Origin of the sequence: Pseudomonas sp. R1-1, assembly GCF_051132135.1 — a bacterium.
In the GTDB taxonomy this organism is placed as follows: domain Bacteria; phylum Pseudomonadota; class Gammaproteobacteria; order Pseudomonadales; family Pseudomonadaceae; genus Aquipseudomonas.
In genome coordinates this window covers 2,015,226-2,031,282 of sequence record NZ_CP071663.1, presented here as the reverse complement: position 1 = coordinate 2,031,282, position 16,057 = coordinate 2,015,226, and the positions used below count along the sequence as shown (strand labels likewise).

9 protein-coding genes, 2 tRNA genes and 3 rRNA genes are annotated in these 16,057 nt (G+C 55.9%); 6 read left to right on the top strand and 8 right to left on the bottom strand.

From position 1 onward, the window contains the following. Nucleotides 1–204: 204 nt before the first annotated feature. On the top strand, nucleotides 205–2,946 hold the full coding sequence (gene acnA, locus J3P75_RS09315) for an aconitate hydratase AcnA (protein ID WP_434710009.1): 2,742 nt from the start codon (nucleotides 205–207) through the stop codon (nucleotides 2,944–2,946). Nucleotides 2,947–3,234: 288 nt separating this feature from the next. Here the strand turns inward: acnA and J3P75_RS09310 are convergent, their stop codons facing one another. After that, complete coding sequence (locus tag J3P75_RS09310) at nucleotides 3,235–3,723, bottom strand: SRPBCC family protein (protein ID WP_090284776.1); 489 nt, start codon at nucleotides 3,721–3,723, stop codon at nucleotides 3,235–3,237. A gap of 192 nt (nucleotides 3,724–3,915) precedes the next feature. Here J3P75_RS09310 and J3P75_RS09305 point away from each other — a divergent pair, with 192 nt between their 5' ends. Both J3P75_RS09305 and J3P75_RS09300 read left to right on the top strand, forming a co-directional pair. Continuing rightward, nucleotides 3,916–4,836 carry an ADP-ribosylglycohydrolase family protein gene (locus J3P75_RS09305; RefSeq protein ID WP_434710008.1) on the top strand — a complete coding sequence of 307 codons (921 nt, stop codon included), beginning with the start codon at nucleotides 3,916–3,918 and terminating at the stop codon, nucleotides 4,834–4,836. A 58-nt stretch (nucleotides 4,837–4,894) separates the two neighbouring features. Further along, on the top strand, nucleotides 4,895–5,299 hold the full coding sequence (locus J3P75_RS09300; protein ID WP_434710007.1) for a lysozyme inhibitor LprI family protein: 405 nt from the start codon (nucleotides 4,895–4,897) through the stop codon (nucleotides 5,297–5,299). Nucleotides 5,300–5,396: 97 nt separating this feature from the next. On the opposite strand, the gene mrdA is transcribed toward J3P75_RS09300, so the two are convergent. The 6 genes from mrdA to J3P75_RS09270 all read right to left on the bottom strand — a co-directional run bounded on the left by mrdA (nucleotide 5,397) and on the right by J3P75_RS09270 (nucleotide 12,715). Next, a complete protein-coding gene (gene mrdA / locus J3P75_RS09295) occupies nucleotides 5,397–7,289 on the bottom strand; it encodes a penicillin-binding protein 2 (RefSeq protein WP_434710006.1) in 1,893 nt (630 codons plus the stop codon). A 210-nt stretch (nucleotides 7,290–7,499) separates the two neighbouring features. Then, nucleotides 7,500–7,615: ribosomal RNA gene (gene rrf / locus J3P75_RS09290) — 5S ribosomal RNA — on the bottom strand. Between the two features lie 149 nt (nucleotides 7,616–7,764). Continuing rightward, nucleotides 7,765–10,658, bottom strand: a 23S ribosomal RNA gene (locus tag J3P75_RS09285). Nucleotides 10,659–10,892: 234 nt separating this feature from the next. Further along, nucleotides 10,893–10,968, bottom strand: a tRNA-Ala gene (locus J3P75_RS09280). Nucleotides 10,969–10,978: 10 nt separating this feature from the next. Next, nucleotides 10,979–11,055: transfer RNA gene (locus J3P75_RS09275), tRNA-Ile, on the bottom strand. Nucleotides 11,056–11,178: 123 nt separating this feature from the next. Continuing rightward, a 16S ribosomal RNA gene (locus J3P75_RS09270) occupies nucleotides 11,179–12,715 on the bottom strand. The 16S, 23S and 5S rRNA genes sit together here with 2 tRNA genes alongside, the layout of an rRNA operon. 612 nt (nucleotides 12,716–13,327) lie before the next feature. Here J3P75_RS09270 and rhtA point away from each other — a divergent pair. Together rhtA and J3P75_RS09260 are read left to right on the top strand one after the other, a co-directional pair. Next, entirely contained in the window at nucleotides 13,328–14,215 is an 888-nt protein-coding gene (gene rhtA / locus J3P75_RS09265) for a threonine/homoserine exporter RhtA (RefSeq protein ID WP_434710005.1), read from the top strand. 166 nt (nucleotides 14,216–14,381) lie between these two features. Then, nucleotides 14,382–14,663, top strand: coding sequence for a hypothetical protein (locus tag J3P75_RS09260; RefSeq protein ID WP_090284785.1), 282 nt, complete (start codon nucleotides 14,382–14,384; stop codon nucleotides 14,661–14,663). A gap of 1 nt (nucleotide 14,664) precedes the next feature. Here the strand turns inward: J3P75_RS09260 and J3P75_RS09255 are convergent, their stop codons facing one another. Then, nucleotides 14,665–15,234: a TetR/AcrR family transcriptional regulator gene (locus J3P75_RS09255; protein ID WP_434710004.1), complete on the bottom strand. Its 570-nt coding sequence runs from the start codon at nucleotides 15,232–15,234 to the stop codon at nucleotides 14,665–14,667. A 91-nt stretch (nucleotides 15,235–15,325) separates the two neighbouring features. Between J3P75_RS09255 and J3P75_RS09250 the strand changes: the two genes are divergently transcribed. After that, nucleotides 15,326–16,054 carry an SDR family oxidoreductase gene (locus J3P75_RS09250; RefSeq protein WP_434710003.1) on the top strand — a complete coding sequence of 243 codons (729 nt, stop codon included), beginning with the start codon at nucleotides 15,326–15,328 and terminating at the stop codon, nucleotides 16,052–16,054. Nucleotides 16,055–16,057: the final 3 nt, after the last annotated feature.

The following is a 16,057-nucleotide window of genomic DNA, read 5'->3' as shown; positions in this document are numbered from 1 at the left end:
GACGAGGATTGGTCCCCTGCGCGCTGCTCAAGCCTTGCCTCACAGCAAAGCCTGTCACGAAAACCGGCGCATGATAGCCGATGTTGGAACCTTGGTTCTCGCCACAGAGTCCAGTTAATAGCCAGCTATTCAAAACAGGGCTAGGTTTAATGCTCTGTCCGTTTCCTCAGTCCGTAGCCGTGCGGACTCAAAGGAGTGCTCGTAATGCCGTCCCTCGATAGCCTGAAAACGCTCAAAACCCTACAAATCGACGACCAGACCTACCACTACTTCAGCCTGCCAGACGCCGCCAAGAGCCTGGGCGACCTCGACAAACTGCCAATGTCGCTGAAAGTGCTGCTGGAAAACCTGCTGCGCTGGGAGGACGAAAAAACTGTCACCGGCGCTGATCTCAAGGCCATCGCCGCATGGCTCAAGGAACGCCGCTCCGACCGCGAAATCCAGTACCGCCCGGCCCGCGTACTGATGCAGGATTTTACTGGCGTACCCGCTGTGGTCGACCTCGCCGCCATGCGCGCGGCGATGGCCAAGGCCGGCGGCGATCCGCAGCGTATCAATCCGTTGTCGCCGGTGGATCTGGTGATTGACCACTCGGTGATGGTCGACAAATTCGCCTCGGCCAGCGCGTTCGAACAAAACGTCGATATCGAAATGCAGCGCAACGGCGAGCGTTACGCCTTTCTGCGCTGGGGCCAGAGCGCTTTCGATAATTTCAGCGTGGTGCCGCCGGGAACCGGGATCTGTCACCAGGTCAACCTCGAATACCTCGGGCGCACGGTGTGGACCAAGGACGAAGACGGGCGCACCTATGCCTTTCCCGATACGTTGGTCGGCACTGACTCGCACACGACCATGATCAACGGCCTCGGCGTGCTCGGCTGGGGCGTTGGCGGGATAGAAGCGGAAGCAGCAATGCTCGGGCAACCGGTGTCGATGCTGATTCCGGAAGTGATTGGTTTCAAACTCACCGGCAAGCTCAAGGAAGGCATCACCGCCACTGACCTGGTACTGACCGTCACGCAGATGCTGCGCAAGAAAGGCGTGGTGGGCAAGTTTGTTGAATTTTACGGTGATGGCCTCGCTGACCTGCCGCTGGCCGACCGTGCGACCATCGCCAACATGGCCCCGGAATATGGGGCGACGTGCGGGTTCTTCCCGGTCGATGAGGTCACGCTGGACTACCTGCGCCTGTCCGGGCGGCCGCCGGCCGTGGTCAAACTGGTCGAGGCGTATACCAAGGCGCAGGGGCTGTGGCGTCTGCCCGGTCAGGAGCCGCTGTTCACTGACAGCCTGGCGCTGGACATGGGCAGCGTCGAAGCCAGCCTCGCCGGGCCGAAACGGCCGCAGGACCGCGTTTCGCTGCCCAATGTTGCGCAGGCGTTCAGTGATTTTCTCGATCTGCAGTTCAAACCTACCAGCAAGGAAGAAGGCCGCCTGGAAAGCGAGGGCGGCGGTGGTGTTGCGGTGGGCAATGCCGATCTGGTCGGTGAAGCGGATTACGAATACGAGGGCCACACCTATCGGCTGAAAAATGGCGCCGTGGTCATCGCAGCGATCACCTCGTGCACCAACACCTCCAACCCGAGCGTAATGATGGCTGCCGGGTTGCTGGCGAAAAAAGCCGTAGAGAAAGGCCTGACCCGTAAACCGTGGGTGAAGAGTTCGCTGGCGCCGGGTTCGAAAGTGGTTACCGACTACTACAAGGCCGCCGGGCTGACGCAATACCTCGATCAGCTCGGGTTTTCCCTGGTCGGCTACGGCTGCACCACCTGCATCGGCAACTCCGGGCCACTGCCTGAGCCGATCGAGAAAGCCATCCAGAAAGCCGACCTCACCGTGGCCTCGGTGTTGTCCGGCAATCGCAACTTCGAGGGCCGCGTGCATCCGCTGGTAAAAACCAACTGGCTGGCCTCACCGCCGCTGGTCGTCGCCTATGCGCTGGCCGGCAGCGTGCGCAGCGACATCAGCAGCGAACCGCTGGGGCAAGACCAACAAGGCAATCCGGTGTACCTGCGCGACATCTGGCCGAGCAGCCAGGAAATCGCCGACGCGGTGAATCAGGTCAACACCGCCATGTTTCACAAGGAATACGCGGAGGTGTTCGCCGGCGACGAGCAGTGGCAGGCAATCGAAGTGCCTCAAGCGGCCACGTACGTGTGGCAGGACGATTCGACCTACATTCAACATCCGCCGTTCTTCGACGATATCTCCGGCCCGCTGCCGCAAATCGAGGATGTCAAAGGTGCGCGCGTACTGGCACTGCTCGGCGATTCGGTGACCACCGACCACATTTCCCCTGCCGGCAACATCAAGGCTGACAGCCCTGCGGGGCGTTACCTGCGCGAGAAAGGCGTGGAGCCGCGCGACTTCAACTCCTACGGCTCACGGCGCGGTAACCACGAAGTGATGATGCGCGGCACGTTTGCCAACATCCGGATCCGCAACGAAATGCTTGGCGGCGAGGAAGGCGGCAACACGATCTACATTCCGACCGCTGAGAAACTGGCGATCTACGACGCGGCCATGAAATACCAGGCGTCGGGTACGCCGCTGGTGGTGATTGCGGGCCAGGAATACGGCACCGGCTCCAGTCGCGACTGGGCGGCCAAGGGCACCAATCTGCTCGGCGTCAAAGCGGTGATTGCGGAAAGCTTCGAGCGCATCCACCGCTCGAATCTGGTAGGCATGGGCGTGCTGCCGCTGCAATTCAAGCTCGACCAAAATCGCAAGAGCCTCAACCTGACCGGTAAGGAAACCTTTGAAATCCAAGGACTGAGCGGGGTCGAGCTGACGCCGAGAATGAATCTGCCGCTGGTGATCACCCGTGAGGATGGGCGCCAGGAAAAAATCGAGGTGCTGTGCCGCATCGATACCTTGAATGAGGTGGAGTACTTCAAGGCTGGCGGGATTCTGCATTACGTATTGCGGCAGTTGATTGCTTCGTAATATTTGCAGAAACAGAAACACCGCCATCTGGCGGTGTTTCCCTTTGCGCGCAGCACTTTTCCACAGGCGAAAAAAAACCCGCCGAAGCGGGTTTTTCCCAAGACCATTATCGACTCCCTGTCGGCAGCGATCCTTGCAATGGTCGATCGTCCTTGATCCTGAAACACTCCCTGTGTCTCAGTTGATGTGTGTAGATTACCCAGTGGATCCAATCGGAAATAGTCGTAAAAGCTACCAGAGCGTGTAAGACATTCGCCATAGGAGCCCTTCCGAAAACCCTTAGCCGTGTCAGGCACCACCACTTTCACGGGCCTTGGCGCTCTCTGCGAGGAAATGCTCGAGTCTGCTCAGTTGCTCTTCCCAGCCGCGACTGTCCATGTAGTACGCCTCTTTCTGGCGAATATCGGGAATATGGGCAAATCCGGATTCAGAGACTTTCAAGAGGGTGCCATCCTCGAAATCCTGCAGCTCAAACCTGACCAGCGTGGTCGGCTCCTGGGAGTAATCGATCTTCGGGTTGACTGCATACGGATGCCAGCGGAACGAAAACAACTGCTGCGGCTCGACCCGCTCGATCAGCACATTCCATAAAACGTGTTCATAACCCGGATAAGTGACCTGCCCTTGCGTCCATTCACCGGCAATGAACCGACGGCCCTCCAGCGCCACGCCAAACCACTGGCCAAACGCCTCGGCATCAACCAAGGCACGCCAGACATGCGAACGCGGCGCCTTGAGCGTGATCTTGCGTTCGAAACTATTGGGTACTGGCTTCATACGTCACCTCCTGTTCTGAACACTAGGCTTGTATGACCACATGTCCAATGTGAAGTTGTATCAAAGCGGTGCAGCCACTTCCGAAAGGAAACATCCTGCTGCCATTTTTTGCCGGTGCCACGATGGATGCCGATCCCCTCTCGCAGCGAAGCTGGTACCTTTGCCAGCGACATGAATGAAAAGGATTGCGTCATGCTGCCATCCCTTGCCGATCGTTATCGCGGTGCCCTTCTCGGTCTGGCGTGCGGCGACGCCGTAGGCACTACGGTTGAGTTCAAACCACGCGGATCATTCCAACCGTTGACCGACATGGTTGGTGGTGGCCCCTTCCACCTCGAACCCGGGCAATGGACCGATGACACTTCGATGGCGCTGTGTCTGGCGGAAAGTCTGCTGACCAAAAATGGCTTCAATGCGGTTGATCAGATGGGCCGCTATCTCAATTGGTGGAAGTGGGGTTATCTCAGCTCGACAGGTGAGTGTTTCGATATCGGCACGAACGTCAGTCAGGCGCTGGCACACTATCAGCAAACCGCTGACCCTTTTGCCGGCTCGACCGACCCATACAGCGCTGGTAACGGTTCGCTGATGCGCCTGGCTCCGGTGGTGCTGTTTTACTTTCCCGATCTCCAGCAGATCCACACCTTTGCCGCCGACAGTTCGCGAACTACCCACGCCGCCCCGGAAGCCATCGAGTGTTGCCAGTTGCTGGCTGGCTTGATCGCCAAAGCCCTTGCAGGCGCAAGCAAAGCAGAGCTGCGCCGGCTGTCATCCGCCAGCTTCTCGCAGCCCAAGGTCGCGGCCATTGCCCGTGGCGATTACCTCAGCCTGTCCGAGGCAGATATCAAAGGCAGCGGCTACAGCGTGCAGTCGCTGGAAGCAGCGCTGTGGTGCTTTCAGCGTACGAACAGCTTTGCAGCAGCGATATTGCAAGCGGCCAATCTGGGCGATGACGCCGATACCACTGGTGCAATTACCGGTCAGTTGGCCGGCGCCTATTACGGCGTACAGGGCATTCCTGCGCATTGGCTCGCTACCCTGCACGACGGTGCAGAGATTGCGGCTATCGCCGACCGTTTGCTCGCAGCTTCCCGAATGCGCCCGACTGAATAAACGCAGCGCAAACGCTACACTGCTCGGCACCTGACCTTCAATACAGCGAGATCTGACCATGTCCCCGCGCCTGCTTTTGGCTCTGTCGCCGTTTCTGTTCTCCCCGCTCCTCCATGCCGCCGTTGACTGCGCGAATGCCAGCGATCAGGCGACAATGAATCAGTGTGCAGGCCAGGATTTCAAAGCGGCGGACAAGGAACTGAACACGGTGTATCAGCAGATCACGGCACGGTTGAAGGACAACCCGGATGGCAAGAAACTGTTAATCAGCGCGCAGCGCGCGTGGATCGGGTTTCGCGATACCGAGTGCAAGTTCTCCGCCTCGGGCGTCGCGGGTGGAAGCGTCTATCCGCTGATTTACAGCAACTGCATGACCAGCATGACGAAAACCCGGATTGAATCGTTGAAACAGTATCTGAAGTGCGAAGAAGGTGACATGAGCTGCCCGGTGCCGGGCGCCTGACACAGCTCTGAACCACAGACCCGCTCCCCAGTTGAAAGGCTTCCACTGGAGCGAGCCTGCTCGCAAAGCTGTCAGCCAGACACTGACCACTGAACGATCAAACGTGCGGATCCCCCGGTGCCTTGCTCGGCACCGCGTACTGCGGCTTGAGATGACCGTCCTGATCAAGCAACCAGGCATCCATGATCTGCCGCACCACTGGCCCGGCGACACGACCGCCGGCCTCGCCGTTTTCGATCATTACCGAAATGGCAATCTTCGGATGTTCGGCCGGGGCGAAACCGACGAACAAGGCGTTGTCGCGGTGGCGCTCGAGGGTTTTCTCGCGGTTGTAGCGCTCGCCCTGCTTGATCGCCACCACCTGCGCCGTACCGCTCTTGCCAGCGATGCGGTATTGCGCACCCGCCGCGGCCGCGCGGGCGATACCTCGGGCGTCGTGCATGACCATCTGCATGCCATGGTTGACCTGTTCCCAATCGCGCGGATCCCTGAGCAGGATGTTCGGCATCGGGTGCTCATCGACCGGCGCGACGCCATCGACCGTCTTGGCCAGGTGCGGACGGTTCCACACTCCTTTGTTGGCGATCAACGCCGTGGCCTGAGCCAGTTGCAGCGGCGTGACCTGCATATAACCCTGACCAATGCCGAGGATCACGGTTTCGCCCGGGAACCAGGCTTGGCGCCGTGTGGCACGCTTCCAGGCTTGCGACGGCATGAGGCCGGGTGACTCTTCAAACATGTCCAGCGAGACTTTCTCACCGAGGCCGAACATCGCCATGTAATCGTGCAAGCGATCGATACCGAGCTTGTGGGCCAGATCATAGAAGTAAGTGTCGTTGGAGCGCATGATTGCTGCATCCATGTCCACCCACCCATCGCCGCTGTGGTTCCAGTTGCGATACTTGTGATCGAAATCAGGGAGCTGGTAGTAACCGGGGTCAAAGACGCGGGTCTGCGGTGTCACGACGCCGGCATCGAGGCCAGCAATCGCCACTTCCGGCTTGATCGTCGATCCCGGCGCGTAGAGCCCGCGCAGCACACGGTTGAACAGCGGTCGGTCAATCGAGTCGCGCAGGGCCGAGTATTCCTTGGAGCTGATGCCGGTCACAAACAGATTCGGGTCGAAGCTCGGATTGCTGACCATCGCCAATACTTCGCCTGTCGACGGATCAAGCGCTACCACCGAACCACGACGATCACCCAGGGCGGCCTCTGCCGCTTCCTGCAGTTTGACGTCGAGGCTGAGCACGATGTTTTTACCCGGCACCGGATCGGTGTGTCTAAGCACCCGAAGTACCCGACCCTGAGCGTTGGTTTCGACTTCCTCATAACCGACATGGCCATGTAACTGCGCTTCGTAAAATCGCTCAATGCCGGTTTTACCAATGGATTGAGTGCCGCGGTACTCGACCGAATCCAAGGTTTTGGCTTCTTTTTCATTGATCCGGCCAACGTAGCCGATTGAATGGGCAAAATGCGCCCCGAGCGGATAATCGCGAACAAATTGCGGCTCGACATCAATGCCCGGCAAACGAAACTCGTTGACGGCCAATACGGCGATTTGCTCTTCGGTCAGCTCGTAGAACAGAGTCACCGGGGTAAACGGGTGATGGGATTGCTTCATCGCCTTGTCGAAAACCGCGCGATCCTCCGGGGGCAAATGCAGGAGGTTGATGACCTCCTCGAGCTCTTGATTGACGTCGCTGGCGCGTTCGCGGGTGATGGTCAGGTTGAAGCTGGGACGATTATCGGCGAGTACCACGCCATTGCGGTCGTAGATCAGCCCGCGCGTCGGCGGGATTGGCAAGACGTGAACGCGATTGTTTTCCGAGATGGTCGAGTGGTAGTCGAACTCCACTACTTGCAGGATGTACAGGCGCACGACAAGGGCGCAGCTGATGGCAAAGACGAACAAGGCGCAGGCAATCAACCGTTTGTTGACCAGACGCGTCTCTTTTTCGTGGTCCTTGATCGGGATGGCTTCAGGCATTTCTACAGCAACTCTTTAACATAAATGAATGCCGATCCGTGGGCATGGCAGCAGTCCGTAAAAACGAGCTGCACCATACCAAAAACTGCCCGGGCACTTCAGGACGTTTTTTTAATGACGACGGTTGAAGCGAATTGATGCATGGGCGAAACTTTTTCGCAGGCAAAACAAAACCCCAACTGCTTTCGCAATTGGGGTTTCGGAATTTAATCTTGACGATGACCTACTCTCACATGGGGAAACCCCACACTACCATCGGCGATGCATCGTTTCACTGCTGAGTTCGGGATGGGATCAGGTGGTTCCAACGCTCTATGGTCGTCAAGAAATTCGGGTACTGAGTCGTGACCAGATGGCCTCGCTTCAGCAAATTGGGTATGTGACAGCTGGTGTTTGTGCGTTTCGAACTTTCGGTTCGTTTCGTCTTCACACACCGCAATCTGTGTCTGTTCGACGCAAATTGCTTGGGTGTTATATGGTCAAGCCTCACGGGCAATTAGTATTGGTTAGCTCAACGCCTCACAGCGCTTACACACCCAACCTATCAACGTCGTAGTCTTCGACGGCCCTTCAGGGAACTCAAGGTTCCAGTGAGATCTCATCTTGAGGCAAGTTTCCCGCTTAGATGCTTTCAGCGGTTATCTTTCCCGAACATAGCTACCCGGCAATGCCACTGGCGTGACAACCGGAACACCAGAGGTTCGTCCACTCCGGTCCTCTCGTACTAGGAGCAGCCCCTCTCAAATCTCAAACGTCCACGGCAGATAGGGACCGAACTGTCTCACGACGTTCTAAACCCAGCTCGCGTACCACTTTAAATGGCGAACAGCCATACCCTTGGGACCGGCTTCAGCCCCAGGATGTGATGAGCCGACATCGAGGTGCCAAACACCGCCGTCGATATGAACTCTTGGGCGGTATCAGCCTGTTATCCCCGGAGTACCTTTTATCCGTTGAGCGATGGCCCTTCCATACAGAACCACCGGATCACTAAGACCTACTTTCGTACCTGCTCGACGTGTCTGTCTCGCAGTCAAGCGCGCTTTTGCCTTTATACTCTACGACCGATTTCCGACCGGTCTGAGCGCACCTTCGTACTCCTCCGTTACTCTTTAGGAGGAGACCGCCCCAGTCAAACTACCCACCATACACTGTCCTCGATCCGGATAACGGACCTGAGTTAGAACCTCAAAGTTGCCAGGGTGGTATTTCAAGGATGGCTCCACGCGAACTGGCGTCCACGCTTCAAAGCCTCCCACCTATCCTACACAAGCAAATTCAAAGTCCAGTGCAAAGCTATAGTAAAGGTTCACGGGGTCTTTCCGTCTAGCCGCGGATACACTGCATCTTCACAGCGATTTCAATTTCACTGAGTCTCGGGTGGAGACAGCGCCGCCATCGTTACGCCATTCGTGCAGGTCGGAACTTACCCGACAAGGAATTTCGCTACCTTAGGACCGTTATAGTTACGGCCGCCGTTTACCGGGGCTTCGATCAAGAGCTTCGCGTTAGCTAACCCCATCAATTAACCTTCCGGCACCGGGCAGGCGTCACACCCTATACGTCCACTTTCGTGTTTGCAGAGTGCTGTGTTTTTAATAAACAGTCGCAGCGGCCTGGTATCTTCGACCGGCATGAGCTTACGGAGCAAGTCCTTCACCCTCACCGGCGCACCTTCTCCCGAAGTTACGGTGCCATTTTGCCTAGTTCCTTCACCCGAGTTCTCTCAAGCGCCTTGGTATTCTCTACCCAACCACCTGTGTCGGTTTGGGGTACGGTTCCTGGTTACCTGAAGCTTAGAAGCTTTTCTTGGAAGCATGGCATCAACCACTTCGTCACCCAAAGGGTAACTCGTCATCAGCTCTCGGCCTTAAGATCCCGGATTTACCTAAGATCTCAGCCTACCACCTTAAACTTGGACAACCAACGCCAAGCTGGCCTAGCCTTCTCCGTCCCTCCATCGCAATAACCAGAAGTACAGGAATATTAACCTGTTTTCCATCGACTACGCTTTTCAGCCTCGCCTTAGGGACCGACTAACCCTGCGTCGATTAACGTTGCGCAGGAAACCTTGGTCTTTCGGCGTGGGTGTTTTTCACACCCATTGTCGTTACTCATGTCAGCATTCGCACTTCTGATACCTCCAGCAAGCTTCTCAACTCACCTTCACAGGCTTACAGAACGCTCCTCTACCGCATCACCCGAAGGTGATACCCGTAGCTTCGGTGTATGGTTTGAGCCCCGTTACATCTTCCGCGCAGGCCGACTCGACTAGTGAGCTATTACGCTTTCTTTAAAGGGTGGCTGCTTCTAAGCCAACCTCCTAGCTGTCTAAGCCTTCCCACATCGTTTCCCACTTAACCATAACTTTGGGACCTTAGCTGACGGTCTGGGTTGTTTCCCTTTTCACGACGGACGTTAGCACCCGCCGTGTGTCTCCCATGCTCGGCACTTGTAGGTATTCGGAGTTTGCATCGGTTTGGTAAGTCGGGATGACCCCCTAGCCGAAACAGTGCTCTACCCCCTACAGTGATACATGAGGCGCTACCTAAATAGCTTTCGAGGAGAACCAGCTATCTCCGAGCTTGATTAGCCTTTCACTCCGATCCACAGGTCATCCGCTAACTTTTCAACGGTAGTCGGTTCGGTCCTCCAGTCAGTGTTACCTAACCTTCAACCTGCCCATGGATAGATCGCCCGGTTTCGGGTCTATTCCCAGCGACTAGACGCCCTATTAAGACTCGCTTTCGCTACGCCTCCCCTATTCGGTTAAGCTCGCCACTGAAAATAAGTCGCTGACCCATTATACAAAAGGTACGCAGTCACCCAACAAAGTGGGCTCCCACTGCTTGTACGCATACGGTTTCAGGATCTATTTCACTCCCCTCTCCGGGGTTCTTTTCGCCTTTCCCTCACGGTACTAGTTCACTATCGGTCAGTCAGTAGTATTTAGCCTTGGAGGATGGTCCCCCCATATTCAGACAAAGTTTCTCGTGCTCCGTCCTACTCGATTTCATTGACAAGAGATTTTCGCGTACAGGGCTATCACCCACTATGGCCGCACTTTCCAGAGCGTTCCGCTAATCTCAAATCAACTTAAGGGCTAGTCCCCGTTCGCTCGCCACTACTAAGGGAATCTCGGTTGATTTCTTTTCCTCAGGGTACTTAGATGTTTCAGTTCCCCTGGTTCGCCTCTTGCACCTATGTATTCAGTACAAGATAACCATCTTGTGATGGCTGGGTTCCCCCATTCAGACATCTCCGGATCAAAGTCTGTTTGCCGACTCCCCGAAGCTTTTCGCAGGCTACCACGTCTTTCATCGCCTCTGACTGCCAAGGCATCCACCGTATGCGCTTCTTCACTTGACCATATAACCCCAAGCAATCTGGTTATACTGTGAAGACGACATTCGCCGAAAATTCGAATTTCTCAATTAAGAGAACTCACAAATTTTACCTTAGCCTGATCCGTTACCAGTGAAAGTAACGTTCAGTCTATCTTTCTATCACATACCCAAATTTTTAAAGAACGATCTAATCAAAAGACTAGAAATCAATATTCGCACCGAATATTCATTTCTAAGCTTTCAGAAGCAGTTTATATGGTGGAGCCAAGCGGGATCGAACCGCTGACCTCCTGCGTGCAAGGCAGGCGCTCTCCCAGCTGAGCTATGGCCCCATAACAAAATTGGTGGGTCTGGGCAGATTCGAACTGCCGACCTCACCCTTATCAGGGGTGCGCTCTAACCAACTGAGCTACAGACCCAATTTCGAGCGCGTAACTGTTAGCCTGGAGCTATCAGCTTGGAGCTTAAAGCTGCTTCTATCGTCTTCTTCAATGAATCAAGCAATTCGTGTGGGAGCTCATGGAGCAGCTGATGTCGTCGATTAAGGAGGTGATCCAGCCGCAGGTTCCCCTACGGCTACCTTGTTACGACTTCACCCCAGTCATGAATCACACCGTGGTAACCGTCCTCCCGAAGGTTAGACTAGCTACTTCTGGTGCAACCCACTCCCATGGTGTGACGGGCGGTGTGTACAAGGCCCGGGAACGTATTCACCGTGACATTCTGATTCACGATTACTAGCGATTCCGACTTCACGCAGTCGAGTTGCAGACTGCGATCCGGACTACGATCGGTTTTATGGGATTAGCTCCACCTCGCGGCTTGGCAACCCTTTGTACCGACCATTGTAGCACGTGTGTAGCCCAGGCCGTAAGGGCCATGATGACTTGACGTCATCCCCACCTTCCTCCGGTTTGTCACCGGCAGTCTCCTTAGAGTGCCCACCATAACGTGCTGGTAACTAAGGACAAGGGTTGCGCTCGTTACGGGACTTAACCCAACATCTCACGACACGAGCTGACGACAGCCATGCAGCACCTGTCTCAATGTTCCCGAAGGCACCAATCCATCTCTGGAAAGTTCATTGGATGTCAAGGCCTGGTAAGGTTCTTCGCGTTGCTTCGAATTAAACCACATGCTCCACCGCTTGTGCGGGCCCCCGTCAATTCATTTGAGTTTTAACCTTGCGGCCGTACTCCCCAGGCGGTCAACTTAATGCGTTAGCTGCGCCACTAAGAGCTCAAGGCTCCCAACGGCTAGTTGACATCGTTTACGGCGTGGACTACCAGGGTATCTAATCCTGTTTGCTCCCCACGCTTTCGCACCTCAGTGTCAGTATCAGTCCAGGTGGTCGCCTTCGCCACTGGTGTTCCTTCCTATATCTACGCATTTCACCGCTACACAGGAAATTCCACCACCCTCTACCATACTCTAGCTCGACAGTTTTGAATGCAGTTCCCAGGTTGAGCCCGGGGATTTCACATCCAACTTAACGAACCACCTACGCGCGCTTTACGCCCAGTAATTCCGATTAACGCTTGCACCCTCTGTATTACCGCGGCTGCTGGCACAGAGTTAGCCGGTGCTTATTCTGTCGGTAACGTCAAAATTGCAGAGTATTAATCTACAACCCTTCCTCCCAACTTAAAGTGCTTTACAATCCGAAGACCTTCTTCACACACGCGGCATGGCTGGATCAGGCTTTCGCCCATTGTCCAATATTCCCCACTGCTGCCTCCCGTAGGAGTCTGGACCGTGTCTCAGTTCCAGTGTGACTGATCATCCTCTCAGACCAGTTACGGATCGTCGCCTTGGTGAGCCATTACCTCACCAACTAGCTAATCCGACCTAGGCTCATCTGATAGCGCAAGGCCCGAAGGTCCCCTGCTTTCTCCCGTAGGACGTATGCGGTATTAGCGTTCCTTTCGAAACGTTGTCCCCCACTACCAGGCAGATTCCTAGGCATTACTCACCCGTCCGCCGCTGAATCCAGGAGCAAGCTCCTTTCATCCGCTCGACTTGCATGTGTTAGGCCTGCCGCCAGCGTTCAATCTGAGCCATGATCAAACTCTTCAGTTCAAACATCTTTGGGTTTTTAAGAAACCCTAAACTTGGCTCAGCAATCGTTGGTTACATCTTTGATTTCTCGCGGAGTAACTTGTGATGCTGATAATCTTGTTGACTATCAGCCTGACTCCACAAGCACCCACACGAATTGCTTGATTCAGTTGTTAAAGAGCGGTTGGCTAAGATCTTTCGTCTCAACCGAGGCGCGCATTCTACAGCAGCCTCATTTGCTGTCAAGTGATTATTTTCAGAAGCTTTCGAAGATTTCTTCAACAACAACCACTTGCGCTTCCGATCTCTCGTCAGCGGGAGGCGAATTCTACAGCGTTACACGCTGCTGTCAACACCTCTTTTTCAACCTCCTTTCGGGCTTCGATGAACTGAAGCCGCTTACTGCCGAAACCTCTTAACTCGTTGAATCTCAAGGAGTTTTCCGTTTCGACTGCGCCGGAAGTGGGGCGAATTATAGACAGATCCGATCCACCGTCAAGCAGTAATTTCGTATTTCTATCCAAACGGCTAAAAACGCCATCTGTATATAGACGTAATGAAAACCAATGCGCAGTATATTGCCCAATACCAACAATAACCCCCTTCTGCTCTTACTTTGGACGATGCCGCGCAATGAATGACCAACCACGATCGCTTGCCTCTCTGCTGTTTCCGGTTGGCCTGCTATTAATAGCCATGGCATCGATCCAGTCCGGTGCCTCCCTGGCGAAAAGCATGTTCCCCATTGTTGGTGCTCAGGGCACCACCACGCTGCGCCTTGTGTTTGCCAGTGTGATCATGTTGCTGATACTGCGCCCCTGGCGGGCCAGGCTGACGGCCAGATCGCTGCGCACCGTGATCGTCTACGGAATGGCACTGGGCGGCATGAACTTTCTCTTCTATATGTCATTGCGCACGGTCCCGCTGGGCATTGCCGTTGCCCTCGAATTCACCGGCCCGCTCGCCGTAGCGATTTATGCATCCCGCCGGGCAATCGATTTTCTGTGGATAGCCCTCGCTGCGGTTGGTTTGTTCCTGTTGATCCCCAGCGGAGCCACCGGCGCCGGGATTGACCTGGTGGGCGCCGGCTATGCACTGGGCGCAGGCGTCTGCTGGGCGCTGTACATTCTGTTCGGACAAAAAGCCGGGGCGGATAATGGCGTCACGACTGCCGCGCTTGGGGTGATGATCGCCGCGCTGTTTGTAGCGCCGATCGGCATCGTCCATGCCGGTGCCGCCCTGCTGACTCCCTCGTTGATCCCGATCGCCATCGGTGTAGCTATCCTGTCCACCGCCCTGCCCTACACACTGGAAATGGTTGCACTCACACGCATGCCGGCGCGGACGTTTGGCACATTGATGAGCATCGAGCCGGCCTTTGGCGCGCTGTCCGGCCTGTTGTTCCTGCAGGAATTCCTCACGCTGTCACAATGGATGGCCATTCTGTGCATTATCCTGGCTTCCGTCGGCGCCACCATGACCATGGGCAGCGCCGCAAAACCGGCAATCGCGGCCGATTGAATGCGCAAGTGACGAAGGTCTGGCAATTGCAGCGCATTTAGGCCATGTTTAGCCGTGTAAACCAATGCCAGACATGGATTTTTTCACACAGGGATGGACAACGCTCAACGCGTAGCGAACACAGGCAGACCCGAGCGACAGACTCGTGGCCGCTATAAGGACGGTAATGAAACGAATTTTGCTACTGATCGCCATCCTGGCAATTGCGGGTTGTGCGGCGACTTCGGAAACACAGGTCAAGCGCGGGAAAAAAGGGCTGCATATCAACTGTTCAGGGCTGTCGTCCTCCTGGGACAAGTGCTACGCCAGTGCCGCCAATGCCTGTTTGCCGAAAGGCTACAAGGTGATTGCCAAATCCGGTGACGCCGTCGAAGAGCCCGGCGACTATCCGTTCGGTCTCAACCCAGCCGGCTACACCAGCCGCAGCATGATCGTCATCTGCAAATAACTCAGCGTGGTTCGGCCATCTGACGGCCGATCTCGTCATGACTGGACTTCAGCACCGCTTGCTGAATGTCCGGCGTGACCAGCATGCGTGCCACCACCAGTGCGCCGACGCATTGCGACAGAACCGACCATGCCAGGCTGTCGCTTTCCAATACCTGAGCCCAGCGCTCATGCAACCGACAAATCCACAATTGCGCTTGTTCGCGCACCTGCACATCCGAGCGGGCGATTTCCGCGCCAAGCGCCGGCAACGCGCAACCGAGTTCCGGCTGTTCGACGTGGGTCATGCTCAAATAGTGTTTGAGACAGCGCTGCAGCCTCTTGCGATCCTGCTCGCCCTCCCCGCCTCCGCCCAGCCGCTCAAGACTCTGGCTCAGCTCGCGCTCGACAATCGCCGTGAACAGTTGATCTTTCGATGAGAAGTGGCTGTAGAACGCCGCGCCGCTCAAGCCGATCGCTTTCATCAACGCATCGACGCCGACCGTTGAAAACCCCGAGCGTTTTGCCGACAGCGCGCTGCTCTGCAATAACTTTTCTCGGGTTTCCAGCTTGTGACTGGCGGAATAGCGCATGAGCCTGACCTCGAATCGATGACCTTGACGTTGCCGAAACCCTAGCATAACGTTCGTTCAGTTAACGATCGTTTAATAAAGGGATTCACCCATGAATAACAAGAAGGTCGTACTGGTGGTTGGCGCTGGAGACTCAACGGGCGGAGCGATTGCCAAGCGATTTGCCCGGGAGGGATTCGTCGCTTGCGTTACCCGGCGTAGCGCCGACAAACTGCAACCGCTGGTTGACGCGATCAACGCTGAAGGCGGCGAAGCCCACGGTTTCGCCTGCGACGCGCGCAAAGAAGATGACGTGATCGCGCTGATAGAAGACATCGAAACCCGCCTCGGGCCGATCGAAGCCTTTGTCTTCAATATCGGCGCCAACGTGCCGTGCAGCATTCTCGACGAAACCGCGCGCAAATATTTCAAGATCTGGGAAATGGCCTGCTTCTCGGGTTTCCTCAATGCCCGCGAAGTGGCCAAACGCATGGTCACCCGTCAGCGCGGCACGATTCTGTTCACCGGGGCAACCGCCGGGCTGCGTGGCGCTGCGGGGTTCGCTGCGTTCGCCGGGGCCAAACACGGTATTCGCGCGCTGGCGCAAAGCATGGCGCGGGAGTTGGGACCGATGAACGTCCATGTCGCCCACATTGTGGTCGATGGGGCTATCGACACTGATTTCATTCGCACCAGTTTTCCCGAGAAGTACGCCACCAAGGATCAGGACGGCATACTCAACCCCGAACACATTGCCGACAACTATTGGTTTCTGCACAGTCAGCCAAGGGACGCATGGACCTTCGAACTGGATCTGCGCCCATGGAATGAACGCTGGTAAGCC

Bases quoted from the DNA above. Each gene is read 5' to 3' on its own strand.
- acnA (WP_434710009.1), top strand. From the start codon at position 205: ATGCCGTCCCTCGATAGCCTGAAAACGCTCAAAACCCTACAAATCGAC.
- J3P75_RS09310 (WP_090284776.1), bottom strand. From the start codon at position 3,723: ATGAAGCCAGTACCCAATAGTTTCGAACGCAAGATCACGCTCAAGGCG.
- J3P75_RS09305 (WP_434710008.1), top strand. From the start codon at position 3,916: ATGCTGCCATCCCTTGCCGATCGTTATCGCGGTGCCCTTCTCGGTCTG.
- J3P75_RS09300 (WP_434710007.1), top strand. From the start codon at position 4,895: ATGTCCCCGCGCCTGCTTTTGGCTCTGTCGCCGTTTCTGTTCTCCCCG.
- mrdA (WP_434710006.1), bottom strand. From the start codon at position 7,289: ATGCCTGAAGCCATCCCGATCAAGGACCACGAAAAAGAGACGCGTCTG.
- rhtA (WP_434710005.1), top strand. From the start codon at position 13,328: ATGAATGACCAACCACGATCGCTTGCCTCTCTGCTGTTTCCGGTTGGC.
- J3P75_RS09260 (WP_090284785.1), top strand. From the start codon at position 14,382: ATGAAACGAATTTTGCTACTGATCGCCATCCTGGCAATTGCGGGTTGT.
- J3P75_RS09255 (WP_434710004.1), bottom strand. From the start codon at position 15,234: ATGCGCTATTCCGCCAGTCACAAGCTGGAAACCCGAGAAAAGTTATTG.
- J3P75_RS09250 (WP_434710003.1), top strand. From the start codon at position 15,326: ATGAATAACAAGAAGGTCGTACTGGTGGTTGGCGCTGGAGACTCAACG.